We start from the raw sequence: 26,102 nt of genomic DNA, 5'->3' as shown, positions 1-26,102 counted from the left end.
GGGTCAGGCGGTCATCCGCGGCGCGGCTCTTCGGCATCGGGGAGCAGCACGCGCACGTGCGTGCCGGAGTCGTCCGAGACGATCTCGACGGCCCCGCCGCTGTCGACGACGGCCTGGCGGATGAGGCGGAGCCCGAGGTGCCCGTCGGGAGGCGGCGCGTCGACGTCGAAGCCGTGGCCGTCGTCGCGGACGTCGAGCCGGATGCGGCCCTCGTCTCCGGCGAGCTCGACCGACACCGTGCGCGGCGCTGCGTGCTCGAGGGCGTTGCGCACGAGCTCCCGCGCGGCGCGGTACATGAGGGCCCCCGTCTCCCTCGACACCCTGATGCCCGCTGCGGTCTGCAGCCCGATCGTCGTGTGCGGCGTCTGCAGGTCGGCGACCAGGTCATCCAGCGCCTCGGCGAGAGAGCCGTCGGTGCGCGGCGGGGCCAGTTCGGTGAGCAGGCTCCGCAGTGCGGTGATATCGGAGTCGAGGAGGTCGCCGGCGCGGTTGAGGAGGGCCATGCGCTCGGTGTCGCCGGTCTGCTCGATGCTTCCGATCGCGAGTCCGACGCTCGCGAGATCCTGGATGATCCCGTCGTGCAGACGGGCGGCGAGACGCTGGCGTTCCCGGTCGGAGGCGGCGAGCGCGGTCTGCAGGAGAGCCTGGCGCTCGGCATCGCGCTGCTCCAGCCGTCGGGCCAGACGCAGGGCGAGCGGGAGAGTGGCCGCGCCCAGCAGAAGCGGACCGATGACAGAGGAAGGCAGCGTGGCCCAGAGCATGTCGTGTCGCATCTGCGGTGCAGCCGAGAGCATGTACAGCTCCAGACGCATCGGGGTTCCTGAGGCGTCCGTGAAGCCGATGAAGGCCTCGAGCTGCTCGCCCTGACCATATTCGTAGCGGTGCTCCGGATCGTCCGGGACGTCGAACACCACCACCTCGCCCTCATCGAGACGTTCGGCGAGCGCGGGGTCGAACGGCCGGCGGGCCCCCTCGATGCGCGGCTCGTCGGAGAACAGCACGACGGCCTCGTCGCCGTCGACCTGCCAGATCTTCGCCCGCGTGATCACCCCCGCATCGATGAACGAGTACAGCTCGCTGAGCACCGCCTCGCGTGCCTCCTCCCGCGGCGCGGCCACGTCCACGGCGGCGATGTGGGCAGCGACAGCGTGCGCGACGGTGTCGGCCAGCGTCGCAGCGCTCCCGCGCGCCGCCTCCAGAGCCATCGCCGAGGTGAGCACCGCAGAGGTCGCGGCGACCGCGACGGCGACCAGGCCGGTGGATGCGGCGTGGAAGGCGAGTGCGCGGCGCGCCGACATCCGACGCGGAGGACGCCCGGCCCGGCCCGGCGGCGCCGCGGTGCGCGTCATCGCGGATCCAGAAGGACGATGCCGCGCCGGGCCGCGACGACGACCGCCTCCAGCTGCGTGCGGGCACCGAGCTTGGCGAGGATCGCCTTGATGTGATCGCGCACGGTGTGCACGGACAGGGCGAGGTCGACGGCGATCCCCTGCGGATCGCGTCCGCCCGCGAGGAGGGTGAGCACCTCGCGCTCCCGCGGCGTGAGCAGGTCGTCGTCCGGTCGGGGCGCGGGGAGTATCCGACGCGCCCGCAGCGCCTCCAGAACCTCGTCCAGGCGGCCCTGCTTGGCCAGGACCGTGTGCGCGCCGGCGGCGATCGCCTGCCGCGCGGCATCGGAGCGCGGATGAGCCGTGAGCACCACGATGCGCGCACCGGGAGTGGCGCGTGCCAGGTCGGCGACGACCACCGCGCCCTCGCCGTCGGGCAGCGACAGGTCGACCACCGCGGCGTCGAAGGGCACGGCCGCAGCCACCCGCCGGGCCTCGGCGACGCTGTGCGCGACGGCTGCGCAGTGCAGATCGTGCTGCGCGTCGATGCCCAGGCGCATGAGATCGGCGAACGTCCGGTGGTCGTCGACGATCAGGACGGAGGTGGACACCCCCCAATTCTAGGGAGCTAAGGGCAGCCTTACCATTCCTAGGCTGGGAGCGCCGGCCGGCATCACCATGTCCACAGCATCAACAGCACGAAAGACACGCACTGCCATCATGCGAAAAATGCGCTCACGCTTCGCCCTGCTCTCCGCCGTCGCGGCATCGGCCCTCGTCCTCACCGCCTGCGGTCCTGCCGCGTCCGATCCCGCCGCGACCGCCGAGCCGGCCGTCGCGGCCGACGGCGACCGCTCGCTGATCGTCTACTCCGGCCGTTCGGAGAGCCTCATCGGCCCCCTGATCGAGAAGTTCGAGGAGGCATCGGGGATCACCGTCAAGGTGCGCTATGCGAACAGCATCGAGATGGCCGCCCAGCTTCTCGAGGAGGGCGAGCGCACTCCGGCGCAGGTGTTCCTCTCGCAGGAGGCCGGCGCGCTCGGCGCCCTGCGTGACGCCGACCTGCTCGTCGATCTGCCCGACGACATCACCGGTGCCGTCGAGGCCCAGTACTCGGCGTCCGACGACTCGTGGGTCGCGCTGACCGGCCGCGCCAGGGTGATCATCTACGACTCGGAGAAGCTCGACGCCGCGGCCGTTCCCACCGACGTCCACGAGCTCATCAAGCCGGAGTGGAACGGCCGGGTCGGATTCGCCCCGACGAACGCATCGTTCCAGTCCTTCGTCACCGCGATGCGCGTGATCGAGGGCGACGCCGCCGCCGAGGAATGGCTCAACGGTCTGATCGCCGGCGGAGCGCAGGTCTTCCCCGGCAACAACCCGATCCTCGAGGCTGTCAACACCGGCGCCCTCGACGTCGGTCTCGTCAACCACTACTACTGGGTCGGTGCCGCCGCGGAGGCCGGCGGGCCGGACGCGATGCGGGCGCAGATGCAGTTCGGCGCACCCGGCACCGTCTCGGCGCTGGTCAACGTCACCGGTGCCGGCATCCTCGCCGGTGCGGAGGAGTCGGAGGAGGCGCTGGAGTTCCTCCGGTTCCTCGTCTCCGAAGAGGCCCAGACCTACTTCGTCGAGGAGACCGGCGAGTACTCGCTGATCCCTGGCGCCCCGTCTCCGGCGGACGTGCCGACGCTCGCCGAGCTCGACGGCCCGAAGATCGACTACTCCGAACTCGCCGACCTCGAGGGGACGGTCGCGCTGCTGCAGAAGGTCGGTCTGATCTGACGTGAGTTCTCCCTCCGCGGGGAGGTCGCCGCTGCGGCGACCTCCCCGGTCTCTGCTCCTGCTCGGGATGGTGAGCGCCGCTGCGGCGGCGCTTCCGCTCGTCTACCTGGGTGTGCGTCTGGCTGACGCAGACCCGGCGACGGTTCTGGGCGCCCTCCTGCGCGAGCGCACCCTGCGCCTCGCGCTCACCTCGCTCGGTCTCTCGCTGTGCGTCGCGGCGGCCTGTCTCGCGATCGGCGTGCCGATGGCCTGGGCTCTGGCCCGCGTGCGATTGCCCCTCCCGGCGCTGTGGCCGGTTCTCGCGGCGCTGCCCCTCGCGATTCCCTCCTACGTGACTGCCTTCACCTGGATCTCCACCTGGCCGGGACTCAACGGATTCCTCCCCCTCGCCGGGGTGATGACGCTGGCGTGCGTGCCGTACGTGACACTGCCCGTGGTCGCTGCCCTTCGGCTCGCCGACCGGCGAGCGGAGGAGACGGCCAGAATGCTCGGGCGGAGTCCGATCGGGGCGTTTTGTGCCGCGACTCTCCCGCAGATCGCCCCGGCCGCGCTGGCCGGGGCGCTCCTGGCGGCCCTGTACACGCTGGCCGACTTCGGGTCGCCATCGCTGCTGCGCGTGCAGACGCTCACCTGGGGGGTGCACGCGGCGTTCGAAGGCGGTATCGACCGCACCCTCGCCGCAGCCACCGCCGGTGTCCTGGTGGTCCTGGCACTGCTGTTCGTCGGCGCCGAACGCATCGCACGCCGTCGCGCGCTCCGCGGCGCGATACCGGAGGCCGGGCAGGTGCGCGCGACGCCGACCGTCGCCCCCCTCCCGCGGCTCCTGGCGGTGATCGGGATGTCGGCCGTCGCTCTCGTCGGGCTCGGGATCCCCGCGACGGCCCTGACGCGTCGTGCGTGGGAAAGCCGTGCGGTCGCGGTCGACATCGGGCGGTTGTGGGAGAGCACCGCGACGACCTTCGGGCTCAGCATCGGCGGAGCCCTCCTCGCGGTGGCACTCGGGCTCCCGATCGCCGCGCTCGCGGCGCGCTACCGCGGGCGGATCGTGATGCTGCTGGAATCGACCGCCTACATCGCACACGGTGTTCCCGGCATCGTCGTCGGGCTCTCCCTGGTGTTCTTCACGCTCGCGGTCGCGCCGGCGCTGTATCAGTCCGCTCTCGCGCTGTGCTTCGCATACGCGGTGATCTTCCTGCCCAAGGCCATCGGCTCTGCGCGGGCAGCGATCGCGCAGGTGCCCCCGAGCCTGGAGGACGTGGCCAGAGGCCTCGGACGCGGGCCGGTGCGCGTCTGGGCGAGCGTGACCGCGCGCCTGTCGGCGCCGGGGATCGCGGTGGGCGGCCTGCTGGTCGCCGTGACCGCGATGAAAGAGCTGCCCGCGACGCTCATGCTGCTCCCGATCGGTGCGAACACCCTGGCCACCGAGCTCTGGCGCCACACCACGATGACGGCGTACGCCGCGGCGGCGCCCTCTGCGATCGCCCTCGTGCTGGTCGCCAGCATTCCCGCATATCTGCTGTCCCGAGGGGAGAAGCATGGATCTTGAGATCGCCGATCTGACCGCGTGGCACGACGGGCGCGGCGGGCGCGCGACCGTGCTCGACGCGGTGCGGCTGCGCATCCCCGCCGGGGAGCTGGGGGCCGTGCTCGGACCGAGCGGCAGCGGCAAGACGACGCTGCTGCGCGCGGTTGCCGGCCTCCATCGGCAGGCGACCGGGCGCATCCTGCTGGGCGGGCAGGACCTCGGGCCGCTGCCGCCCGAGCGTCGCGGCATCGGCCTCGTGCCTCAGGACAGTGCGCTGTTCCCGCACCTCACCGTGGCAGAGAACATCGGCTTCGGGCTCACCCGCGCCGCGCGGCGGGGGCCGCGGGTGGCGGAGATGCTCGATCTGCTCGGCCTGGGCGGCTACGCATCGCGCCTGCCGCATCAGCTCTCCGGCGGCCAGGCGCAGCGCGTGGCGGTCGCCAGGGCGCTCGTGCCGTCGCCGCGGCTCGTCCTGCTCGACGAGCCCTTCTCGGCGCTCGACGCCTCGCTCCGCGAAGAGGTCAGGGACGGCGTGACGGCGGCGCTCGCCGCGACGGCCACGACGGCCCTGCTCGTGACACACGATCAGGCCGAGGCGCTATCGCTGGCGGCCCGGCTCATCGTGCTCGCGGACGGACGGGTACGACAGGAAGGCACACCGGGCGAGGTGTACGGCGCCCCGGTCGATGCCTGGACGGCGCGATTCGTGGGTGAGGCCAACGTCTTCGACGCGGTCTCCGATGGCTGTGATGCCCGCACGCCGATCGGTGCGGTGCGGCATCAGCCGTCCGCGCCCGGGCCGGTGGCGGTGCTCGTGCGCCCGGAACAGGTCGACCTCGGCGTCGTCGGAGGAGTTCCGGCGGTGGTCGGCGGCATCCGGTACTTCGGGCACGACACGATGCTCGATCTCGTCCTGGACACCGGTGCGACGGTGCGGGCACGCCGCATGGCCGAGCCGGTGCCGCCGGTCGGCGCCGCCGTCAGGATCGGCGTGCGCGGTGAGGCGCGGGCTCTGGCGCCGGAGCGCTCGGAGACCGGGGCGTGATCAGGACGCCCTGCCAGGGCGGTGTGCCGGGTGTGCAGAGGGCGACGCCGGCCGCGTGAGGCAGCTCTGGCCTGGTCCGGAGCGCGATGATCGTGCTCTCGGAGTCGAGCCGGCGCCGTCGAGGCGCCGATGCCGTCTCCGCAGGAGGACGGGGAGCAAGGTCGCTGCGAGGACCGATGCGGGCTCGCAGCAGCCGTCCTCGTCTATCCTTCGGTCGCGTTCACCCGCCCTCGGCGCGAGCGCACGGTGAAATGGACGACGCCGAGCGCCACAGCCAGCACCAGCAGCACCGCGGCGATCCACGGGGCATCCGCCCAGAACCACTGGAATCCGGCGTCGGAGATGGTGAACCCCGGCGCGAGCAGAAGCGCCAGGATGGCGGCGACGAGCAGCGGAGCACGGTGACGTGGTTGGGCGGCGTTCATGACGGCTTTCCCTCCCCTCGGCGCGAAGCCGAGGCAGGATCGCGCACCTCTCGCGCCGATCCTCGACGCGGTCCCTGATCAGCCGGGGATGCGTCGGTCAGAGATGACCTCGGGTCTTCGCCGGGCGTCCCACGCCGATCGCTTCGTGGACGTCGCGGGCGCCCCGCGCCGCGCCGTCAGGGGCGGATGCCGGTGCGCGCGCCGCGCGCCGGGGGAGCGGCGATCGCGGCAGGTGCGTCGGCGAGGGAGACGACCTCGCCGACGAGAGAGGCGAACAAGCGGTGATCCGCCGTGCGCAGGTAGCTCACCGCGCGCTCCAGGTGCTCGCCGCGGTAGTTGTGCACCCCGGTGATCGTGAGCATGCCGCGCACGATCCGCTCGGCCGGGACCGGTGCGGGGGCGGCGGGGAAGACGCTGCCGACGAGCACGACGGTCGCCCCGACGTCCGCCGCGTCGATGAGCTGCGGCAGGGCGTCGTCCGCGCCGGACATCTCCAGCGCGGCTCCGAACCCGGCAGCGTCCGCGCAGCGCGGGTCAGACGCAGCGGCCTCGGCGATCGCGGCGCGCAGGGCCTTCGCTCCGGGAGCGGCGACCGCCGTGGCCCCGAAGGCCGTGGCATCGAGGCGCCGTGCCGGGTCCGGGTCGATGCCGACGACCACCGCCCCGGCGTCTCTGGCCATCGCCACCGCGGTGAGGCCGAGCATCCCGCATCCGCTCACCACGACGATCTCCCCGCCGAGCGGTCGGCGGGCCGCCGCGGCGTCGAGCGCGGCGACCACGGTCGCCGTCGCGCAGGAGGCGGGCGCCAGGACCTCGGCGGGCACGCCGCCGGGGACGCGCACGATGTCGGAACCGGCGATCACGTGCACGTGGGTCGCAAAGCCGCCGTTGAGCTCCCACCCACGTTCGATGCGCGTGTGACCGTACTTGCGCACGTCGAGGCATTTGCTCGACAGGCCGCTGCGGCAGCGACGGCACGAGCCGCACGACACCGCCACGCCCCACACCACGCGGTCGCCCACGTGGAGCGCATGGCCGTCGACCGTGTGCGGTGGCTCTCCGGGACCGAGGGCGACGATGCGCCCGACCTGCTCATGACCGAGAACGACCGGTGTCGCTTCGATGCGATGTCCTGTTGCGGTGTGGCGATCCGATCCGCAGACGGTGGCGAGCTCGACCCGCACGAGAGCATCGCCCTCGCACAGCGGAACAGCGGGGACCGCGATCCGGTCGAAACCCTCCGCGACCCCGCGGAACACGAGGGCCTCGGGAGACTGATCCATCTGGGGCAGGACGATCGCGCCGCTGCGAGTCGTCAGCAGGTCGGTCATGGTCTCGTTTCCGTCGAAGAGGTCGGGCGGGAGAGCGGGAGCTGCGGGGGCGCGCCGGCCCCCGCAGCGGTCGTCGTCACTTCAGGGCGCGGCGGATGAGGATCGAGGCGGTCTCGACCACGATCACCATCGTGATGATCACGAGCACATACGCGAGCACCTGGTCGAAGTGGCGTCCCTGCAAGGCGTTCAGCAGCAGGAAGCCGATGCCGCCGGCGCCGACGATGCCCAGCAGCGTCGCCGCGCGCACATTCTGCTCGAGCAGGTACATCAGGTGGCTGACCAGCGCCGGCACCGACATCGGCAGCGTGGAGGAGAAGAACACCTGCACACGGTTTCCGCCGGCGGCCGCGAGGGCGCGCTCCGGGCCGTGCGGCACCTCCTCCATCGAGTCGCCGATGAGCTTGGCGAGCAGGCCGACTCCGCCGATGCCGAGCGCGAGCGCACCGGCCTGCGGACCGAAGCCGGTCGCGATGATGAACAGGATCGCCACGACGAGATCGGGTATCGCGCGCAAAAACAGGGTGACCCCGCGGAAGAAGTTGCGCACGGCGCCGTTCGGGGCGACGTTGCGCGCCGACAGCGGCCCGACGACGGCGGAGATCACGGCGCCCATGAGCGTCGCGGCGAAGGCGACCTGCAGGGTGGTCATGACGGCGGCGAGGACGGTCGCCACATCGCGCGAGCCGAAGGTGGGCGGCCACACGGCGCGGTCCAGCGCCGGGTTGGACACCTGATCCCAGCGCCACGCGTCGAACATGCGCGACCAGTCGGGGTTCGCGTAGGCGAAGGAGAGCAGCACGATCAGCACACCGATCCAGATCCCGGTGGCCGAGCTGATGCGACGGCGGTCCCAGGGGCGGTGCAGCGCCGCCTCGATGCGGGTATGCCGGTCGGTGGCGGCGTCCGTGCGGTCGATGGCTCTGGCGGCGCGCGGCGAACGCTTCGCGACCGCGCGCAGCAGGGTGTCTCCGACGCTGCGGCCGGTCGGCCGGACGCCCAGCAGCCGGGCGCGCACCACGGACGAGATCATCTCGAAGATCACGCAGAGCACGATGATGATGATGACGATGGGAATGACACGGCGCATGCCGGCCGGTCCCGCGTGCAGGGCCTCGTCGAGGTCGTATCCCAGGCCCGCGACACCGACGACGCCGAGGATGACGGTGCCGCGCAGGTTGATGTCCGCGCGGTGGAGTGCGATCGCGATCCAGGCCGGGAGCGCCTGGGGAACGACGCCGGACCAGAACTCCTGGCCCTTCGAGCCGCCCGCAGCGCGGATGGCCAGACGCGGTCCCTCGTCGATCTGCTCGATCGCGTCGGCGAACATCTTCGAGATCATGCCGACCGAGTGCAGCGCGATCGCGACGATGGCGGGCAGCGTGCCAGAGTTGAACCACAGGAAGGCCAGGAACACCACGAAGACCACGTCGGGAATCGCGCGCATGACGACGCCGATGCCGCGGCAGATCACCAGGACCGCGCGGCCTGGCGTGGTGTTTCGTGCGGCGCCGTACGCGACGGGAACCGAGAGCACCGCGGCCAGCGCGGTCCCGGCGATCACGAGCGCCAGGGTGATCGCGATGCTGCCCAGGGTGTCGACGATGGGGCCGAACCCGACCCACTCCGTGACGTAGACGGTGGTGCCGTCTGGCTGCCGCGCGCCCACGACGTTCCAGCCCGGCCACTGCATCGGCGTGGCCATCCCGAGGAAGCGGTTCAGGTTGGTGGCGGTGGTCTCGAGGCTCTTGAAGCTGTAGTCCAGGGCGATGAAGGACCACACCCCGAGCACGGCGATGACGGTGATCACCGCCGCGGAGACGAGGGAGGACAACCGGGGGCGGGGGCGCGGGATCTCGCCTTGCCGCTCGGCCGAGACGGCGCGGCGCTCAGGCGCGAGGGAGGTCATCGGGCGTCCTCGATGCCGGAGGGGTGCGGGTCGGCGGCGAGGCGTTCCGCGTTGATGAGCTGCTCGCGCGCCTCGGCGAGCTCGGTCTCCATCGCGGTGATCTCGCTGGTGGTCGTCGCGACGCGGCCGTAGATCTCCATGACCTGCTCGCGCGACAGCCATTCGGTGGTGGTGTCGAGCACGACCTCGCCCGCGCGCAGACCCACGATCCGGTCGCCCCAGCTGAGCGCGAGATCGACCTGATGCAGGCTGCACACCACGGTGAGGCCCCGCTCGGCGGCGATCTCGCGGATCAGGCCCATGACCTGACCGCTCGACTCCGGGTCGAGGGAGGCCACCGGCTCGTCGGCGAGGAGGATCTCGGGCTCCTGCATGAGCGCTCTGGCGATCGCCACGCGCTGCTGCTGGCCGCCCGAGAGGGTGTCGGCGCGCTGGTAGGCGCGTTCCAGAAGTCCCACCCGTTCCAGGTGCCCGAGTGCGCGCAGCCGGAGCTCCTTCGGATAGCTCCAGGTGCCCACCCGGGGGGCGCGCAGCGCAGAGACGGCGCCGGTCAGCACGTTCTCCAGCACGGTGAGCGGCCCCACCAGCTCGAACTGCTGGAAGATGAATCCGATGCGTCCGCGCAGGCTGCGCAGCGCTCGACCGGAGAGCGCCGGGACATCTTCTCCGAGCGAGAAGACCGACCCGGAGGTCGGGGTCTCCAAGCCGTTGATGTGGCGCAGGAGCGTGGACTTGCCCGACCCGGAGAGGCCGAGGAGCACCACGATCTCGCCGGTCGAGACGGACAGCGACACCCCCGACAGGGCCGGTGCCGGTGTGCCGGGGAATCGCTTCTCCAGGTCGGTGATCCGGATGGCGGGAGTGTCGCTGTTCGTCATGACGGTGCCTTCAGTTCTCTGCGGGCTGGTGCGTGGTCGGGTGGGGTGCCGGGCCGCTCAGAGCTGGCAGGCCTCGACCTCATCGGCGATCTGCTCGCAGACGGTGCGGATGGTGTCGTAGTAGGCGTCGTCGACCTTGCCGAAACCGAACCAGCCGTCCTTGAGGAACGCGTTCAGCTCGATGCCCGCGTCGACCAGCGACTGCTGCGTGCTGCCGGCGATCGCTGCGGTCAGCTCGTCCTTGATGTCCTGCGGCAGGGCGGCCTGCATCACGATCGGCGCAGCGGGCACGAGGAAGCGGTCCACCTCGACGAGGTCGCCGGAGGCCAGGTGCGGCTCCGCGTCGATGTCCTGGACGAACCCGACCTTGCAGTCGGTGCCCTCGGCGATCTTGACCGCGTTCAGGTCGTGCGCCTCGCCGTAGACGGTGTTCGCGGCCGAGACGGTCACACCGGCCTCCATGAGCTGGCTGACCGGGATGGCGCGGCCGGAGGTCGAGGTCGGGTTCACGAAGCAGACCGGCTGGTCGGCGAAGTCCTTGACGCTCTTCGCGTCGGAGGCCGGGTTCTTCACGGCCACCGAGTAGTAGCCGGGCTCTGCGCCCTCGGACGTGATCTGCGCGCCGATCGGCACGATGTCCGCGCCCGCGGCCTGCGACTGGTAGTAGGTGAAGGCGGAGATCTGTGCGATGTCGATCTGCCCGGCGGCGAGGCCCTGCACGACAGCGGTGTAGTCGGTCGCCTGGAAGAACTGCACGTCCTTGCCGGTGATCTCGGCGATCCAGTCGGCGATGGGCTGCGCGTCCTGCTCGGCGCCCTCGTGGTCGGGGAGCGTGGCGAAGACGAGCGTGTTCTCGTCACCCGAGGCGAAGGCGCCCGCGGCAGGGGCCGCGGTGGCCTCGGCAGAGCCGCCGTCGGTGTTCTCAGCTTCCGGAGCGCTGCTGGAGCAGCCGGCGAGGGCGGCGATGAGGGCGATGGCTCCGCCGATGGCGGCGAAACGGCGAGGGGTGAGACGCATGGTCGTGCGACCTTTCTGAGGCTGTCTTGGTGCGGATGCGGGCGAGGCGGTGCGGCCCCGCTCCCGTTCTGTCACGGGTGTCCGGTACACGGACGTCAGCGAGGCTACGTACCCGAGGTGTTCCAGGCGCTGACCTCCCGGGGGGCGGTCGGTAACGCCTGGGTGAACAGTCGGTGCCGCCGGACCCCGGGCCCGGCGGACACGCGCCTGCTAGATTGAGCCACGGCACTCCGGTGCCCTCGCGCAGTCGATGACGGCCTCGCCGTCTGACACATTCGCGGAGAGGACTGGCGCAGGTCAGGACACGTCCGCGGTGGAGATTGCGCAACCGTTCCCGGCGACCGCCGGGCGGTTGTGTTCGCCATGCCGCGAATGCGGCGCGAGAGAAAGGTCGACCCCATGTCCCTCACCCGGACCGACAAGAGCGAGAAGGATCTCGCTGCCGTGCTCGACAAGATCGCCGGTTTCCCGGAGCCGTACGCGGCGATCGGCGCACGTCTGCACGACACGATCCTCGCCGCCGGGCCGCGGCTCAAGCCGCGGCTGTACTACGGCATGCCGGGCTACGCCACCGGCCGCAGCACCCCGGTGCTGGTGTTCTTCCGTCTCGACGACGGCCTGATGTCGCTCGGCCTGGGCGAGAAGGCCACCGCCGATCGGGAGGACGGCACGACCCTGCGCCCGTGCGCGTGGTTCCTCGACGAACTCGACGACGCGACGATCGCGAAGGTCGGCGACCTGGTGCGCATGGCGTTCCGCTGAGCGCTGCTGCTCCGCCGCATCAGCGGCTGCGGCGGCGGAGCAGGTCGCGGACCGCGGCGATCGCGGGAGTGGCGGCGCTGCCGGTGCGCAACGAGAGGGTGACCTCGCGGGACTGCCCGGAGGGCAGCCGCCGGACCCCCGGATGGTCTTCGACCCCCATCCGCGGCAGGAACGCGACGGCCGCGCCGCGCGCCACCAGCTCGCGGTGCAGGTAGACATCCGACGACTCGAAAGCGACGCGCGGCTCGAAGCCGGCGGTGCGGCACAGCGCGGTCGACCACGCCCGGACGAGAGTGCCGGCCGGCTCCATCACCCAGACCGCATCGGCGAGGTCGACGATCCCGTCCGCCGCACGCCCGGCGGGGACGGCCAGATCGATCGGATCGCGCAACAGCACCTCGGTGTCGACTCCCGGGTGCACCGGGCGCGGAGCGTGCGGATACGACTCCGACAGCACGAGATCGAAGTCGCGCGCGACGAGCGCCGGGATCGCCGCCCCGGCGTTCACGTGCGTGAACAGCACCTCCAGCCGGGGATGCTCGCGGGCGACATGGTCCATCGCGTCGAGCACGAGCGAGCGCACGGCGGTCTGGAAGGTGGCGATCCGCACCGTGCCCGCCACCTCGGCGGATGCCCCGGCGATCGCGGCGGCGGCGCGCTCGAGCTCCCGCAGGATGATCTCGGTGTGGCAGACCAGCACCTCGGCCGCGGGCGTCAGGCGCACCCGTCGCCCCGCCGGCTCGAGGAGCGTGACCCCGACCTCGCGTTCGAGCACGCCGAGCTGATGCGACACCGTCGAAGGGTCGTAACCCAGGGCGTTCGCCACCGCAGCGAGCGTTCCGCGATGGTGCAGCTCGCGCAGGAGCCGCAGGCGATGAAGGTCGTACACGCGTTCCGTTCTGTGGGGAGAGGATTTCCGGTCGAAGAGGAGCAGAGTCGCGGTGGGGTCACGGTGCGGGTGGGGTCACGGTGAGGTCTGTGGACGGGGTCACTCGGAAACATGAGAGATGAACATGAATACCGATGCAAAAGATGCTATCGATCACCGCATGACCGTGGGACTAGCGTGTGGCCCTGAGCGCTTTCCGAGCCACGGGGCGCCGCAGCACGCACGCGACAGGATGGGCGATGAGCGCGACAGACACGACCCCCGCCGACGGCCGGGCCCGCCACACGAACCCCGACGCGCGCGCCTGGCGGGCGGCCCCGCGGACAGCGAGGCCGCGCGATTTCCACCGCACGCTGCCCGGCTATGCTCCGACGCCGCTCGTCGCAGTACCGTCGATCGCTCGGTCGCTCGGCGTCAAACAGGTCCTGGTCAAAGACGAGTCCCAGCGCCTGGACCTTCCGGCGTTCAAGATCCTCGGCGCCTCCTATGCTGTCGCCCGGGCGCTCTCCGAACGGCTCGGCGAGACCGAGACCCTTTCGCTCGACGCGCTCCGTGACCGGCTCGGGGGCGAGCGGGTGGTGCTGTCCGCGGCCACCGACGGCAACCATGGTCGCGCGGTGGCCCGGATCGCCGGGATGCTCGGCCTGCCGGCGACGGTGTTTGTGCCGCGCGGCGTCTCAGCGGCGGCGAAGCAGGCGATCCGTGCAGAGGGAGCGGAGCTCACCGAGCTCGACCGGACATACGACGAGGTCGTCGCCCACGCTGCGGAGACCGCGGACGAGCACACGGTGCTCGTGCAGGACACCTCCTGGGAGGGGTACACCACGGTACCGACGTGGATCGTCGACGGCTACGCGACCCTCGTCGATGAGATCGAGGAACAGCTCGGAGATGCCGGGCTCGGCTCGGAGCACGTGTTCGTGGTGCCCGCCGGCGTCGGATCGCTCGCGCACGCGATCGTGCAGCGACTGCACTCGGACGATCCGGCTCCCGCCGTTCTCGTCGTCGAGCCGGATACGGCGGCTTCGGTGACCACGGCGCTCCGCTGCGGCGACATCACGCCGGTGCCCACCCGGGAGACCGCGATGACGGGCCTGAACTGCGGCACCGTCTCCGCGCTCGCCTGGCCGGTGCTGCGCGACGGAGCCGACGCGTCGATCACCGTCACCGATGCCGAGGCGATCGCCGCGATGGCGGAACTCGCCGCCGCCGGAGTCGACTCCGGACCCTGCGGGGCGTCGACTCTCGCGGGGATCCGCGCCGCAGCCGGAATCGACGACGTGCGCGCCGTACTCGGCCTCGATGCCGGCTCGGTGGTGGTCCTGCTGAGCACCGAGGGCGCCGCCGCCAACCCCCCGTCGATGCCATGAGCAGGGCGGCGCAGGCCGCCGGCCTCCTCGACGCTCTGATCCGGATCGACTCCACCAACCCCGCCCTGGTGCCCGGCGGCGCAGGCGAGCGCAGGATCGCCGAGCACGTATCGGGCTGGCTCGCCGCACGGGGCTTCACCTGCCGTTGCCTCGAAGACGTGCCAGGACGTCCGTCGATCGTCGCGGTGCACCCCGGCTCCGGCGGTGGCGAGAGCATCATGCTCAACGGGCATCTCGACGCGGTCTCCCTGGGCAGCTATGGCGGCGATGGCCTGGTGCCGGTTCACCGGGACGGTCGTGTGCACGGGCGCGGCGCCTACGACATGAAGTCCGGGATCGCGGCGATGATGGTCGCCGCGTCGCGCGTGGCCGCACGGCCGCACCGGGGCGATATCGTGCTCGCTCTCGTCGCAGACGAGGAGCACGCCAGCGCCGGCACCGAGGAGGTGCTCCGCCACGGCTTTGTTACCGACCATGCGATCGTCGCCGAACCCACCGAGCACGATGTGGTCACCGCGCACCGGGGCTTCGCGTGGTTCGAGGTGACGGTGCATGGCCGAGCCGCGCACGGGTCACGTCGAGACCTGGGCGTCGACGCGATCGCGGCCACCGGCGCGTTCCTGTGCGCGCTCGCCGCGCACGACGGGGAGCTCACCGAACGCCCGCCGCACCCCTTGCTCGCCACGGGAAACGTGCACGCCGCCACCATCCGCGGTGGTGAAGAGCTCTCGAGCTATCCGGCATCGTGCACCGTGACGCTCGAGCGTCGCACGCTGCCCGGCGAGGACGCAGCGAGCGTCGCGGCGGAGCTGCGCGGCATCCTCGACCGTACGGTCGCCGCCCCCGCGACGTACGAGCTCCGCGGGGGCCTCGTGCGCAATCCGTTCCAGGCCGACGCCGGAGCCAGGATCGTCGGTCTCGTGGCGGACGCCGTGACACGCCGCACCGGGCAGGCTGCGCGCCTCCGCGGGGAGCCGTTCTGGACCGATGCCGCTCTGCTCTCCGATGCGGGTGTTTCCGCAGTGCTGTTCGGCGTCCGTGGCGGGGGAGCCCACGCCGCCCAGGAATGGGTGGAGGATGCATCGCTCTCCGCCGTCACCGCGGTGCTCGACGACGTCGTCAGCGCGATCGTCGTCTGAGCGGAGCCTGAGCGGAGGAGGCGCGATGCGGCGCGGCCGCTGCCCCGCGCGTGCTTCCTCGCGCGACTGTTTCCTTGCGCGACGCTCCGCCGCGCCACCGGTGTCGGCGAGACGCTTAGGCTGTCTGCGACGCCCACCCGCCCGCATCAGGAGGACCCTATGTCCGATCGGCCCCTGTTCACCGCCCACAACGGCTTCGTGCTTCCCGCGATCGGCCTCGGCACCTATGGGCTCCGCGGCGATGCGGGGGCTGCTGCCGTGGCCGCCGGGATCGACGCCGGGTACCGCCTCGTCGACAGCGCGTTCAACTATGAGAACGAGGGGATCGTGGGACGTGGCGTCGCCGCCGCCGACGTCGACCGCGCCGACGTGATCGTGACGACCAAGCTGCCCGGCCGTCACCACGCCGCACCCGTCAACCGTCAGAGCATCGAGGAGAGTAGGGCGCGGCTCGGCCTCGACGTCACCGATCTGCACCTCATCCACTGGCCGAACCCGAACACCGATCAGTATGTCGCCGCGTGGGAGGCTCTCGTCGACGCGCAGCAGCGTGGCGTGGTGCGTCAGATCGGCGTGTCGAACTTCCTGCCGGAGCACCTCGAACGCATCGAGGCGGCCACCGGGGTGCGACCGGTGGTCAACCAGATCGAGGTGCACCCCTACTTCCCGCAGGAGGAGGCGATCGCGTGGAACCGGGACAGGGGCATCATCACGGAGGCGTGGAGTCCGCTCGGCCGGGGAAGCGACGTCCTTGACCAGCCGGTCATCGCCGAGATCGCCGCCGCCCACGGCATCGCACCCGCCCAGGTGGTGCTCGCCTGGCACACCGCGCGCGGTGTGGTGGCCATCCCGAAGGCGAGCTCGGTCGAGCATCAGCGCGCGAACCTCGCCGCATCGGAGGTCGTGCTCGACGCCGCAGAGGTCGACGCGATCACGGCGCTCGGACGTGCAGACGGCCGGCTGTTCGACGGAGACCCCGCGCGGCACGAAGAGCAGTGACACTCCGGCGGGCTGCGCTCCCGGCGGTCTGCGGGCCTGGCGGTCTGGTGGGCTGAGGGCGCCCTGCCGACCCGGCGCGCATACGCTGTTCTCATGTGCGCGAGCTACGGCATCGACCCGCGGTTCTCCGATGCGGAGTATCGCGCGGATCTCGACGCTCGGCTCCTGGAGGACCTGCATGTATGGGCCGACCGGTCGGGCGGCGAAACCCAGCGTCCCACCGGGATCCACGCCAAGAACCTCGCCCCGGTGGTGACCCCGGTCGGTCTGCGTGCGGGCTGGTGGGGCTTCCTCCAGGACGGCGCAGCGGCGCGTTATCCGTCGATCAACGCGCGTGCCGAGCGGCTGCGGGCGGCGCAGCGGATCCCGCGCCGTGTGCTCGTGCCGGCGTCCCAGTGGTTCGAGATGGCGAAGCCCGCGCGACGCTGGTGGCGTTTCGGCCTGCCCGATTCCGGTCTCCTCCTGCTCGGCGCCGTCACGCGCCCCGGCATCGACGATCAGGGCGTCGAGCGGCTGTGCTTCTCGATCGTCACCCGTCCCGCAGCGGGCTCGGTGAGCGCGGTGCACGACCGGATGCCGCTGATCATCGCCCCCGGAGCTGTCGATGCCTGGCTGAACGCCGACGCCCCGGGCGACGTCGTCATCGATTCCGCGACCTCCGCCGCGGAAGGAATGGACGCGCGCATCATCGCAGCGCCCCGGCACGAAAGCGCGTCGACGGGCGCGGAGACGCTGTTCTGAGCGCGTGCGCGTTCGGCCCGCCGGCCCCCGGTATCGTGGATGCTCCGACCGTCATCGGCGGATCGTCGAGAACCCGAGGAGATGCCATGACCCAGGACCGCGAGACCCTTACATGGGACGGCTTCGGGGAGGCGACGCGTGAGCTCTCCCGCAAGATCGTCGCAGACGGGTTCGCGCCGGAGGTCGTCGTCGCGATCGCCCGCGGCGGTCTGCTGCCCGGAGGCGCGATCGCGTACGGCCTGGGGGCGAAGAACTGCGGTGCGCTCAATGTCGAGTTCTACACCGGCGTCGGCACCGTGCTCGACGCGCCGGAGGTGCTTCCCCCTGCCCTGGACATCAGCTTCCTGGCGGGCAAGCGCGTGCTCCTCGTCGACGACGTCGCCGACAGCGGCCGCACCATCGAACTCGCCGTGCGGCTGCTGCACGAGGCAGGCGCGGACGTGCGCTCTGTGATGATCTACGTCAAGCCCCGCACGGTGATCATGCCCGACTACTGGTGGAAGGAGACCGATCTGTGGATCGACTTCCCCTGGTCGAAGAACGGCTCCGTGATCGAAGAGGACACCGGGGCCCTGCCCTCGGCGTGACGTTTCCGGTGGGGTGCCCTGCGGCGCGGTGAGCGGCGCGATGAGGCAGACTCGAAGGATGCCCGCCTTCCTTGACCGTCTGCGTGAAGCGGGCACCGATGCCGACGCCGTCTACGACGTCTTCACCTCCTGGGTCGCCGAGCAGGGGATCTCGCTGTATCCCGCGCAGGACGAGGCGACGATCGAGCTCGTCTCCGGGGCCCATGTGGTGCTCGCCACGCCCACCGGAACGGGAAAGTCGCTCGTCGCGATCGCCGCGCATGCCGCCTCCCTCGCCCGGGGCGGCAGAACGTTCTACACGGCTCCGATCAAAGCGCTGGTGAGCGAGAAGTTCTTCGCTCTCGTGGAGATCTTCGGGGCCGAGAACGTGGGGATGATCACCGGCGACTCCGCGGTCAACCCCGGCGCCCCGGTGATCTGCTGCACCGCGGAGATCCTCGCCAACATCGCCCTGCGCGAGGGCGCCGCCGCACCGGTGGATCAGGTCGTGATGGACGAGTTCCACTACTACGGCGACGCCGACCGCGGCTGGGCATGGCAGGTGCCGTTGCTCCTCCTGACGGGCGCGCAGTTCCTGCTGATGTCCGCCACGCTGGGCGACACGGGCGAGATCGAGGCCGACCTCGCCCGCCGCACCGGGCGCCAGGCGGTGCTGGTGGGCGGGGCGGAGCGACCCGTGCCGCTGCACTTCTCCTATGAGCTGCGCCCCGTGCACGATGTCATCGAGCGGTTGCTCGACGAGGCGGAGGCCCCGGTGTACATCGTGCATTTCTCTCAGGCGCAGGCGATGGAGCGGGCGCAGGCGCTGGCCGGTGTCCGCGTCGCCGGGCGAGAACAGCGCGACCGGATCGCGGAGGCCATCGGAGGCTTCCGCTTCACCACCGCGTTCGGCAAGACCCTTTCGCGTCTGGTGCGCGCCGGAATCGGCGTGCATCACGCCGGAATGCTCCCGCGCTACCGCAGGCTCGTCGAGACCCTCGCGCAGCGCGGGCTGCTGAAGGTGATCTGCGGCACCGACACGCTCGGCGTCGGCATCAATGTGCCCATCCGCACCGTTCTGCTGACCGCCCTGGTGAAGTACGACGGAACCCGGATGCGGCGCCTCAGCGCGCGGGAGTTCCATCAGATCGCCGGACGAGCAGGGCGGGCAGGATACGACCCCTACGGCAACGTCATCGCCCTCGGCCCCGAGCACGACATCGAGAACGCCGTCGCGCAGCGCAAGGCGGATGAACGCGAGAGCAAGGGCGGCAAACCGAAGAAGGCCGTGAAGAAGAAGGCCGCCGCCGGCACCGTGTCGTGGAGCGTGCAGACCTTCGAGCGTCTGGTCGAAGCCGAGCCCGAGGCGCTGCACCCGCAGATGCGCATCACCGCCGCGATGCTGCTGAACGTGCTCGCGCGCGGCGGGAATCCGCTCGAGGACGTGCGTGCCCTGGTCTTCGACAACCATCAGCCGCTCGCCGACCAGTACGCCCTCGCCCGGCGGGCGATCTCCATCTTCCGCACCCTCCGCGACGCCGGGATCGTGCAGACCACGGACGGCGAGGTGCGCCTGACTGTGGACCTGCAGCCGGATTTCGCCCTCAACCAGCCGCTGTCGCCGTTCGCCCTCGCCGCGATCGGCCTGCTCGACCCGAGCGGAGCCTCCGGCGACGTCGGCACGGGATCGTACGCCCTCGATGTGATCAGCGTGATCGAGGCCACTCTCGACGACCCGCGCGCGATCCTCTCGCAGCAGCAGTTCAAGGCCAGGGGCGAGGCAGTGGCCGCGATGAAGCGCGAGGGCATCGAGTACGACGAGCGCATGGAACTGCTCGAGCAGATCACCCACCCGCGTCCGCTGGCCGACCTGCTGGCCCAGGCCTATGAGACCTTCGCGTCGAGCCAGCCGTGGGTGCGTGATTTCGAGCTGTCGCCGAAGTCGGTCGTGCGGGACATGTACGAACGGGCCATGTCGTTCGCGGAGTTCGTGAACTGGTACGGGCTCGGGCGCAGCGAAGGCACGGTTCTGCGCTATCTCAGTGATGCGTACAAGGCACTCCGCCATACCGTGCCGCCCGAGGCGGTGGACGAGGAGCTCAACGACATCCTCTCCTGGCTCGGCGAGCTCGTGCGCCAGGTGGATTCGAGCCTGGTCGACGAATGGGAGGCGCTCGCGAGCGGCCGCGATGCCGATGGCGAGGCCGTCGTGCCGCCGGCTCCGCCGTCGGTCGTCGCGAACCGGAGGGCGTTCACCGTGCTGGTGCGGAACGAGATGTTCCGCCGCGTGCAGCTGGCGGCACTGCAGAGCGACGACGAGCTCACCGCGCTTGACCCGCACATCGACTGGCCGGGTGTGCTCGACACGTACTACGACGAGCACGATGCGATCGGAACCGGGGGCCCGGCGCGCTCGCCGGCGCTGTGTGCGATCAATGAGCGCGACGCCGCGCTGTGGCGCGTGGAGCAGGTGATCGACGACCCCGCAGGCGACCACGACTGGCGCATCCGCGCGGAGGTCGACCTCGCCGCGTCGACCGAGGAGGGCAGCGCCGTCGTCCGCGTGACGGAAGTCATCCGGCTCTGACCCAATTCAGGAGAAAACCGTGCGGCCCCGCCGGAAACCCGGTTCCGCAGCCTCCGCACGCGATTCTGCCTGAGTAGGGTCAGAGCACCAGGCTCGCCGCTTCGGCACGGCCTCACCCTCACCCCACCAGGCGGCCGATCGAGGAGTAGCGTTGAGCAAAGGCAGGTGATCGCCATGAGATCGTCCCCGAGTGCTTCGCTGCACGTCACCTTCCTCGGCGCGGTCGACACCGTGACCGGGTCGCGCTATCTCGTCGAGGCCGGCGGTAAACGCATCCTCGTCGACTGCGGCCTCTTCCAGGGGTACAAGGCGCTCCGCGAGCGGAACCGGATGCCGTTCCCGGTCGCCGCGAACAGCATCCACGCGGTGGTTCTCACGCACGCGCACCTCGATCACACCGGATACCTCCCGAAGCTCGTCCGCGACGGTTTCACCGGACCGATCCATGCCACGGCAGGCACCGTGGAGCTCAGCGCGCTGATCCTGCGTGACAGTGCCTATCTGCAGGAGGAGGAGGCTCGTTTCCGGCGTCGGCACGCCCGCTCACGGCACGCTGATCCGCAGCCGCTCTATACCCGGGCCGACGCCGATCGGGCCCTTGCGCAGTTCACGTCGTATCCGATGGGCGCCCAGATTGACGTCGAGGATGTCGGGTTCCGCTTCATCACCGCGGGACACATCCTCGGCGCAGCGCAGCTGCAGGTCTCGCACCGGGGGCGCCGACTGCACTTCACCGGCGACATCGGACGGCCGGACGACCCCCTCATGCTGCCCCCGGCGCCGCTGGAACCTACCGACGTGCTCATCTCGGAGTCCACGTACGGCAACCGGGACCACGCGCCGCACGATCCGGCGGACGAGCTCGCGGCGGCGATCGATCCGGTGCTGCAGCGCGGCGGCGTCGTGATCATCCCCGCGTTCGCGGTGGGGCGGGCGGAGGCGATCCTGCTGCAGCTCGCGCGACTGCGCCGCGCCGGCCGCATCCCCGCGGCTCCCGTCTTCCTGAACAGCCCGATGGCGGTTCAGGCGAGCGAGATCTACCGCGGGTATCGCGAGGAGCACCGGGTGGACGATCAGGAGTTCCGCGATATGTATCAGCTGGCGACGCTCGTGCGCTCGGCCGAGGACTCCCGGCTGCTCAACCAGCGCCGTGGCCCCGCCATCATCATCTCCGCGAGCGGCATGCTGGAGGGCGGACGCGTACTGCACCACATCGATACCTTCGGGCGTGATCCGCGCAACGCCATCGTGCTCACGGGTTTCCAGGCCGGGGGCACGCGGGGGGCGGCTCTGCAGCGCGGGGACCGGGTGCTGCGGATCTTCGGCGACGATGTGCCGATCGCCGCGGAGGTGCATGCGATCAGCGCGATGTCGGCGCACGCCGACGGTACGCAGATCCTGGCGTGGATGCGCTCGGTCTCCGAGGCGCCGCGGATGACCTTCCTCACCCACGGTGAGCCCGATGCGGCAGACACGCTGCGGGGGAGGGTCGAAGACGAGCTCGGGTGGCGCGCACGCGTGCCGCAGATGGGGGAGCGCTTCGCGGTCTGAGCCGATGCCACGCCCTTCCCACGCGCCGGTGCGCTCGTCGCTCGCACATGCGCGCTTCGCTCGGCGCGTTCCGGACGAGTGCCCCGAGCGACGTGCCCATGTGCGAGCGGCGTGGACGTCGGCCCTAGGATCGAGTCCATGACATCGCCCGCCTCCGGCCCGCTCACGATCCGCGGCAGTGTCTGGGGCATCCTCTCGGGGTACTGGTTCATCGTCGTGGGCATTCTCGTGGTGGCCATCATGACGATGCGCACCGCGCGCACCGTCGGCGTCGTCGCGCTGCTCGTGGGCCTGGCGGCGCTGGGCATCGCAACGTACTTCGCCGCGGGAACGAGCGTGACCGTGGGGCGTGAGATCGTCGTCACCCGGCGTTGGCGGGCGCCGTGGAGCGTGCGGCGGGGTGACCTGACGCGGATCGTGGAGAACGTCCCCACCCGCCCGCGAATGCCGTCGCTGGCGGGTTGGACGTTCGAGTCGAGATATGGCGAGAAGGCACGCGTGGAGATCGCCCTGTTCTCGCCAGTCTCGCGGCGCCGCCTGCGCAAGCTGTTCGCTGATCAGATCGTCGACGCCGACCAGAACCTGCGCCGCCGATAGCCGTTCCCATCTCGGCCTGGCCCGCGGGGGCGTTCAGGCAGGGACGTCGATCGCCTCGCCGGTGTCGAGCAGCACGAACGCGCCGCCGCCCTGTTCCGTCGCCCACCGCAGCCGTTCCCGGTGCATGGCACGGCCGGTCTCCGACAGCGTCGTCTCGTGCACAGCGAAGCACTGCCGCGGTGCGATCGCGAGGACGAAGTCCATCGCCTCGCCGATCTTGAGCCAGGGCGCGCCCAGCGGTGCTGCGAGCGTGTCGATGGCTATCCCGTCCGGGACCGCGTAGGAATCGCCGGGGTAGTACAGCGTCCCGTCGACGAGCACCCCGACATTGTCGATCCGGGGGAGGGACTCGTGGATGGTGGCGTGGGTGCCGCCGAAGAAGCGCAGCGCGAAGCCGCCGACGGCATCTCCCGGTGCGACGACGGTGATCTCGAAAGACCGATCAGTGATCTTCTCCGCCGCCTGCCGCACCCCCTCCGGCGCCAAGACCACGGCGTCGGGGCTCGCGGCCAGGATTCGTTCGAGGTGCGCGGGCGTCCAGTGGTCCGGGTGCTCGTGCGTGATGACGACACCGACGACGTCGTCTCGGCGGTCGAGCGGTGCGGTGAAGTCCCCCGGGTCGATGATCAGGCTCCGACCGTCCTTCTCGACGCGGAGGGTGGAGTGCTCGAACTTGGTGACACGCATGGCCCCAGTCAACGCCGTCGCCCGTGCCGTGGCAAGTATGCCGCGATGGCGTATCGCCTGTGACCGGGTATTTCCGCACGACGCGCCCGGGGTGTGCACGCGGATTTGGCGCGTCCGCGAAGCCATGGCATACTTATTGAGTTGTCGCGAAACGGCCCCATCGTATAGCGGCCTAGTACGCCGCCCTCTCACGGCGGTAACGCGGGTTCGAATCCCGCTGGGGTCACAACAAGAAAACCCCCGCTCAGGCGGGGGTTTTCGCGTTTCCCGTGCGCACGGTCGGGGACGGCCATCACCGGCAGACTCAGCATCGCCGCACGACCCCGAAACCGATCAGCGCGGCCGACGAGGCGGCGCCGCCGTCCGCAGAAGCGGGCGCGGAGAATCCGCGTCATCGGGCGCCTCCGGAACAACCCCACGCCGATCGATGGACGGGCGTGTGGCGGGAGCTGAGACGATGGGAGCATGGACTCCGCGAACCTCACCCGGGAAGAAACCGCACGTCGCTCCGAGGGGATCACCGTGCGCAGCATTCGCGTCGAGCTGGACCTGACAGACGCGCCAGACCAGCAGCGCACCGGGTTTCCCACCGTCTCCACGCTCGAGTTCGACGCCCGTGACCAGGAGACCTGGTTGGACTTCCTCGGCGAAGACGTGCAGAGCGTGTCCGTCAACGGCGAGCACCGCGAGGTGCGCTGGGACGGGGCGCGGATCCTCCTGGATCGCCTGGCGGGACCGACGACGGTGCGCGTCGAGTCCACGGGCGCCTACAGCCGTTCCGGGGAGGGACTGCACCGGTTCCATGATCCTGCGGACGACCGCACCTACCTCTACACCCAGTACGAGCCGGCCGACTCCCGGCGCGTGATGGCGTGCTTCGAGCAGCCCGACATGAAGGCCGCCTACACCTTCGTCGTGACCGCCCCGGCGGGGTGGCAGGTGCTCTCCAACCAATCGCCCCGGCACATCGACGAGGACGGCGGGGTGCAGCGGGTCGAGTTCGCCCGGACGCTGCCGATCTCCAGCTACCTCACCGCGGTGGCCGCCGGACCCTACGCACGGGTCGAGGGGACGTGGTCGCGGGGCGACCAGCACGTCGATCTCGGGGTGCTGTGCCGTGCCTCGCTCGCGGAGCATCTGGAGGCCGAGGAGATCCTCGAGGTGACCCGTCAGGGGCTCGACTTCTTCACGGACGCTTTCGTGTTCCCCTACCCGTGGGGCAAGTACGACCAGATCTTCGTACCGGAGTACAACCTCGGTGCGATGGAGAACCCCGGGCTGGTGACCTTCACCGAGGCCTACGTCACCCGCGGCGCAGCGACCGATGCTCAGCGCGGAGCGCGGGCGAACACGATCCTCCACGAGATGGCGCACATGTGGTTCGGCGACCTGGTCACGATGCGCTGGTGGGACGACCTCTGGCTCAAAGAGTCGTTCGCCGACTACATGGGATCGCATGCGTCCTCCGCGGCGACCCGTTTCACCGACGCCTGGGCGCGGTTCGCCAACGGGCGTAAGGCGTGGGCCTATCGGCAGGACCAGCTGCCCACCACGCATCCGATCGTCGCAGACATCCCCGACCTCGAGGCTGCGAAGCTCAACTTCGACGGCATCACCTATGCCAAGGGTGCCGCCGTCCTCAAACAGCTGGTCGCGTTCGTCGGCGCCGAGGCGTTCTTCGAGGCGTCGCGCCGTTACTTCGCCGCGCATGCCTACGGCAACACCACCCTCGACGACCTGCTCGACGTTCTCGAAGAGGTCTCGGGGCAGGACATGCGCTCGTGGTCGCGGGCATGGCTGGAGACCAGCGGTGTCGCGGCGCTGCGCGTGGAGACCGACCGGGCGGGCCGTCGCTGGCTCGTGCAGGACGCCGGGGCGGCTGCGCCGCGTCCGCAGCGCCTCCGCATCGGGCTCTACGACCTCCGGGACGATCGCCTCGTGCGGCGGGAACAGATCGACGTCGCGATCTCCGCGGAGCGGACGGAGGTCGACATCGCAGACGCAGACCTGGTGCTGCTCAACGACGATGACCTCACCTACGCCAAGGCGCGCCTCGATGACCGGTCGCTGGCGACCGTCGAAGCGGCGTTGTCGACGCTCGACGACGACCTCGCGCGCGGCCTGGTCTGGTCATCGCTGTGGAACGCCACCCGCGACGGCGAACTTCCGGCGGCCCGGTACGTCGAGATCGTGCGTCGCCACGCGCCCGCCGAGCCGAACGCCGCGCTGCTGGCGGCTGTGCTGACCAATGCCGCTGCCGCCGTCGGAGCCTATGCGCGGGATGACGACCGACCGGAGATGCGGCGCGCATGGCTGGACGCCACGTGGGCGGCTCTCCAGGCGGCGGCCCCCGGGAGCGATGCGCAGCTGTCGTGGGCGCGGGCCTTCGCTGCGGCCTCCGCGTTCGATGATGCCCGCGCCGGTGACGTCCGCGCGATCCTGGGCGGTCAGGGCCCCGCGGGGCTTCCGGTCGACGCCGACCTCCGCTGGCTCCTGCTGACGGCCTTGGTGACCGTGGGGCGAGCGGACCCGGCGGAGGTGGCGGCCGAGAGCGATCGCGACGACACCGCCTCCGGGCGCACCGCCGCATTGCGCGCGCTTGCCGCCCGCCCGGCAGCGGCGGTGCGAGCGGCCGCATGGGATGCGGCGTGGAACGACCGGTCGCTCACCAACGATCATCTCGACGCGACGATCGGCGGGTTCCGCGCCGGCGCGCGTCGTGACCTCATCAGTGCGTTCGACGAGGAGTTCTTCGCGCGGATCCGCGATGCGTGGGCGCAACGCAGCATCGAGATCGCCAGACGACTGGTGGAGGGGCTCTTCCCGGCGTCCGACACCACGGCGCTCGCCGACGCCTGGCTCGCGGCCCACGGCGACGCTCCGGCGGCCCTCCGCCGCCTGGTGGTCGAGCAGCGCGACGACCTCGACCGCGCTCTGCGGGTGCGAGCGGCGCAGCCCGCCTGAGCCGCCG

Annotated in this window: 22 protein-coding genes and 1 tRNA gene; 14 read left to right on the top strand and 9 right to left on the bottom strand. The window is 71.0% G+C overall.

Annotated elements, in window-relative coordinates:
- Positions 1 to 11: 11 nt before the first annotated feature.
- Entirely contained in the window at positions 12 to 1,349 is a 1,338-nt protein-coding gene (locus tag AC3RXY_RS06325; protein ID WP_491510046.1) for a sensor histidine kinase, read from the bottom strand.
- Positions 1,346 to 1,939: a response regulator transcription factor gene (locus tag AC3RXY_RS06320; protein WP_491510045.1), complete on the bottom strand. Its 594-nt coding sequence runs from the start codon at positions 1,937 to 1,939 to the stop codon at positions 1,346 to 1,348. The genes AC3RXY_RS06325 and AC3RXY_RS06320 overlap by 4 nt, the downstream gene beginning before the upstream one ends.
- Positions 1,940 to 2,057: 118 nt before the next feature.
- Between AC3RXY_RS06320 and AC3RXY_RS06315 the strand changes: the two genes are divergently transcribed.
- From AC3RXY_RS06315 to AC3RXY_RS06305, 3 genes are read left to right on the top strand one after another with little or no spacing between them, the layout of a single operon-like run.
- Positions 2,058 to 3,113, top strand: a complete 1,056-nt coding sequence (locus AC3RXY_RS06315) for an iron ABC transporter substrate-binding protein (protein ID WP_491510044.1) — start codon at positions 2,058 to 2,060, stop codon at positions 3,111 to 3,113.
- Position 3,114: 1 nt separating this feature from the next.
- The gene (locus tag AC3RXY_RS06310; protein ID WP_491510043.1) at positions 3,115 to 4,659 is read left to right on the top strand and encodes an ABC transporter permease; all 1,545 of its coding nucleotides are present in this window, start codon (positions 3,115 to 3,117) and stop codon (positions 4,657 to 4,659) included.
- Positions 4,649 to 5,683: an ABC transporter ATP-binding protein gene (locus AC3RXY_RS06305; protein WP_491510042.1), complete on the top strand. Its 1,035-nt coding sequence runs from the start codon at positions 4,649 to 4,651 to the stop codon at positions 5,681 to 5,683. The genes AC3RXY_RS06310 and AC3RXY_RS06305 overlap by 11 nt, the downstream gene beginning before the upstream one ends.
- A gap of 203 nt (positions 5,684 to 5,886) precedes the next feature.
- On the opposite strand, the gene AC3RXY_RS06300 is transcribed toward AC3RXY_RS06305, so the two are convergent.
- From AC3RXY_RS06300 to AC3RXY_RS06280, 5 genes are all read right to left on the bottom strand, one after another.
- Positions 5,887 to 6,108: a hypothetical protein gene (locus AC3RXY_RS06300; protein WP_491510041.1), complete on the bottom strand. Its 222-nt coding sequence runs from the start codon at positions 6,106 to 6,108 to the stop codon at positions 5,887 to 5,889.
- A 176-nt stretch (positions 6,109 to 6,284) separates the two neighbouring features.
- Entirely contained in the window at positions 6,285 to 7,439 is a 1,155-nt protein-coding gene (locus AC3RXY_RS06295; protein WP_491510040.1) for an alcohol dehydrogenase catalytic domain-containing protein, read from the bottom strand.
- Between the two features lie 76 nt (positions 7,440 to 7,515).
- Positions 7,516 to 9,348 (bottom strand): PhnE/PtxC family ABC transporter permease, encoded by a 1,833-nt coding sequence (locus AC3RXY_RS06290; RefSeq protein WP_491510039.1) that lies wholly within the window; start codon positions 9,346 to 9,348, stop codon positions 7,516 to 7,518.
- Positions 9,345 to 10,226: a phosphonate ABC transporter ATP-binding protein gene (gene phnC / locus AC3RXY_RS06285; protein WP_491510038.1), complete on the bottom strand. Its 882-nt coding sequence runs from the start codon at positions 10,224 to 10,226 to the stop codon at positions 9,345 to 9,347. The genes AC3RXY_RS06290 and phnC overlap by 4 nt, the downstream gene beginning before the upstream one ends.
- 57 nt (positions 10,227 to 10,283) lie before the next feature.
- Positions 10,284 to 11,243 carry a PhnD/SsuA/transferrin family substrate-binding protein gene (locus AC3RXY_RS06280; RefSeq protein ID WP_491510037.1) on the bottom strand — a complete coding sequence of 320 codons (960 nt, stop codon included), beginning with the start codon at positions 11,241 to 11,243 and terminating at the stop codon, positions 10,284 to 10,286.
- A 399-nt stretch (positions 11,244 to 11,642) separates the two neighbouring features.
- On the opposite strand from AC3RXY_RS06280, the gene AC3RXY_RS06275 reads away from it, so the two are divergent.
- Entirely contained in the window at positions 11,643 to 12,005 is a 363-nt protein-coding gene (locus AC3RXY_RS06275) for a DUF1801 domain-containing protein (protein WP_491510036.1), read from the top strand.
- A gap of 19 nt (positions 12,006 to 12,024) precedes the next feature.
- Here the strand turns inward: AC3RXY_RS06275 and AC3RXY_RS06270 are convergent, their stop codons facing one another.
- Entirely contained in the window at positions 12,025 to 12,894 is an 870-nt protein-coding gene (locus AC3RXY_RS06270) for a LysR family transcriptional regulator (RefSeq protein WP_491510035.1), read from the bottom strand.
- Positions 12,895 to 13,133: 239 nt separating this feature from the next.
- Between AC3RXY_RS06270 and AC3RXY_RS06265 the strand changes: the two genes are divergently transcribed.
- The 8 genes from AC3RXY_RS06265 (at position 13,134) to AC3RXY_RS06230 (ending at position 22,444) form a co-directional block, all read left to right on the top strand.
- Positions 13,134 to 14,264 (top strand): diaminopropionate ammonia-lyase, encoded by a 1,131-nt coding sequence (locus AC3RXY_RS06265; protein WP_491510034.1) that lies wholly within the window; start codon positions 13,134 to 13,136, stop codon positions 14,262 to 14,264.
- Positions 14,261 to 15,403, top strand: coding sequence for a M20/M25/M40 family metallo-hydrolase (locus AC3RXY_RS06260; protein WP_491510033.1), 1,143 nt, complete (start codon positions 14,261 to 14,263; stop codon positions 15,401 to 15,403). Before AC3RXY_RS06265 ends, AC3RXY_RS06260 begins: the two co-directional genes overlap by 4 nt.
- A 159-nt stretch (positions 15,404 to 15,562) precedes the next feature.
- Positions 15,563 to 16,402 (top strand): aldo/keto reductase, encoded by an 840-nt coding sequence (locus AC3RXY_RS06255; RefSeq protein ID WP_491510032.1) that lies wholly within the window; start codon positions 15,563 to 15,565, stop codon positions 16,400 to 16,402.
- A gap of 93 nt (positions 16,403 to 16,495) precedes the next feature.
- Positions 16,496 to 17,143 carry an SOS response-associated peptidase family protein gene (locus tag AC3RXY_RS06250; protein ID WP_491510031.1) on the top strand — a complete coding sequence of 216 codons (648 nt, stop codon included), beginning with the start codon at positions 16,496 to 16,498 and terminating at the stop codon, positions 17,141 to 17,143.
- Between the two features lie 86 nt (positions 17,144 to 17,229).
- Positions 17,230 to 17,730 (top strand): phosphoribosyltransferase, encoded by a 501-nt coding sequence (locus AC3RXY_RS06245; RefSeq protein WP_491510030.1) that lies wholly within the window; start codon positions 17,230 to 17,232, stop codon positions 17,728 to 17,730.
- A gap of 58 nt (positions 17,731 to 17,788) precedes the next feature.
- Positions 17,789 to 20,296 carry a DEAD/DEAH box helicase gene (locus tag AC3RXY_RS06240; RefSeq protein ID WP_491510029.1) on the top strand — a complete coding sequence of 836 codons (2,508 nt, stop codon included), beginning with the start codon at positions 17,789 to 17,791 and terminating at the stop codon, positions 20,294 to 20,296.
- Between the two features lie 174 nt (positions 20,297 to 20,470).
- Entirely contained in the window at positions 20,471 to 21,847 is a 1,377-nt protein-coding gene (locus tag AC3RXY_RS06235; protein ID WP_491510028.1) for an MBL fold metallo-hydrolase RNA specificity domain-containing protein, read from the top strand.
- Positions 21,848 to 21,985: 138 nt separating this feature from the next.
- Entirely contained in the window at positions 21,986 to 22,444 is a 459-nt protein-coding gene (locus AC3RXY_RS06230) for a hypothetical protein (RefSeq protein WP_491510027.1), read from the top strand.
- Positions 22,445 to 22,477: 33 nt separating this feature from the next.
- Here the strand turns inward: AC3RXY_RS06230 and AC3RXY_RS06225 are convergent, their stop codons facing one another.
- Positions 22,478 to 23,131: an MBL fold metallo-hydrolase gene (locus tag AC3RXY_RS06225; RefSeq protein ID WP_491510026.1), complete on the bottom strand. Its 654-nt coding sequence runs from the start codon at positions 23,129 to 23,131 to the stop codon at positions 22,478 to 22,480.
- A 153-nt stretch (positions 23,132 to 23,284) separates the two neighbouring features.
- On the opposite strand from AC3RXY_RS06225, the gene AC3RXY_RS06220 reads away from it, so the two are divergent.
- Together AC3RXY_RS06220 and pepN are read left to right on the top strand one after the other, a co-directional pair.
- Positions 23,285 to 23,357, top strand: a tRNA-Glu gene (locus tag AC3RXY_RS06220).
- 239 nt (positions 23,358 to 23,596) lie between these two features.
- Positions 23,597 to 26,095: an aminopeptidase N gene (gene pepN / locus AC3RXY_RS06215; protein ID WP_491510025.1), complete on the top strand. Its 2,499-nt coding sequence runs from the start codon at positions 23,597 to 23,599 to the stop codon at positions 26,093 to 26,095.
- Positions 26,096 to 26,102: the final 7 nt, after the last annotated feature.

This window comes from Microbacterium longlingense (genome assembly GCF_058349825.2).
Note: the sequence above shows the minus strand (reverse complement) of the source record. Positions and strands in the feature narration are given on the sequence as shown.

Bases quoted from the DNA above. Each gene is read 5' to 3' on its own strand.
- AC3RXY_RS06325 (WP_491510046.1), bottom strand. From the start codon at position 1,349: ATGACGCGCACCGCGGCGCCGCCGGGCCGGGCCGGGCGTCCTCCGCGT.
- AC3RXY_RS06315 (WP_491510044.1), top strand. From the start codon at position 2,058: ATGCGCTCACGCTTCGCCCTGCTCTCCGCCGTCGCGGCATCGGCCCTC.
- AC3RXY_RS06305 (WP_491510042.1), top strand. From the start codon at position 4,649: ATGGATCTTGAGATCGCCGATCTGACCGCGTGGCACGACGGGCGCGGC.
- AC3RXY_RS06300 (WP_491510041.1), bottom strand. From the start codon at position 6,108: ATGAACGCCGCCCAACCACGTCACCGTGCTCCGCTGCTCGTCGCCGCC.
- AC3RXY_RS06295 (WP_491510040.1), bottom strand. From the start codon at position 7,439: ATGACCGACCTGCTGACGACTCGCAGCGGCGCGATCGTCCTGCCCCAG.
- AC3RXY_RS06290 (WP_491510039.1), bottom strand. From the start codon at position 9,348: ATGACCTCCCTCGCGCCTGAGCGCCGCGCCGTCTCGGCCGAGCGGCAA.
- phnC (WP_491510038.1), bottom strand. From the start codon at position 10,226: ATGACGAACAGCGACACTCCCGCCATCCGGATCACCGACCTGGAGAAG.
- AC3RXY_RS06280 (WP_491510037.1), bottom strand. From the start codon at position 11,243: ATGCGTCTCACCCCTCGCCGTTTCGCCGCCATCGGCGGAGCCATCGCC.
- AC3RXY_RS06275 (WP_491510036.1), top strand. From the start codon at position 11,643: ATGTCCCTCACCCGGACCGACAAGAGCGAGAAGGATCTCGCTGCCGTG.
- AC3RXY_RS06265 (WP_491510034.1), top strand. From the start codon at position 13,134: ATGAGCGCGACAGACACGACCCCCGCCGACGGCCGGGCCCGCCACACG.
- AC3RXY_RS06260 (WP_491510033.1), top strand. From the start codon at position 14,261: ATGAGCAGGGCGGCGCAGGCCGCCGGCCTCCTCGACGCTCTGATCCGG.
- AC3RXY_RS06255 (WP_491510032.1), top strand. From the start codon at position 15,563: ATGTCCGATCGGCCCCTGTTCACCGCCCACAACGGCTTCGTGCTTCCC.
- AC3RXY_RS06250 (WP_491510031.1), top strand. From the start codon at position 16,496: ATGTGCGCGAGCTACGGCATCGACCCGCGGTTCTCCGATGCGGAGTAT.
- AC3RXY_RS06245 (WP_491510030.1), top strand. From the start codon at position 17,230: ATGACCCAGGACCGCGAGACCCTTACATGGGACGGCTTCGGGGAGGCG.
- AC3RXY_RS06240 (WP_491510029.1), top strand. From the start codon at position 17,789: ATGCCCGCCTTCCTTGACCGTCTGCGTGAAGCGGGCACCGATGCCGAC.
- AC3RXY_RS06235 (WP_491510028.1), top strand. From the start codon at position 20,471: ATGAGATCGTCCCCGAGTGCTTCGCTGCACGTCACCTTCCTCGGCGCG.
- AC3RXY_RS06230 (WP_491510027.1), top strand. From the start codon at position 21,986: ATGACATCGCCCGCCTCCGGCCCGCTCACGATCCGCGGCAGTGTCTGG.
- AC3RXY_RS06225 (WP_491510026.1), bottom strand. From the start codon at position 23,131: ATGCGTGTCACCAAGTTCGAGCACTCCACCCTCCGCGTCGAGAAGGAC.
- pepN (WP_491510025.1), top strand. From the start codon at position 23,597: ATGGACTCCGCGAACCTCACCCGGGAAGAAACCGCACGTCGCTCCGAG.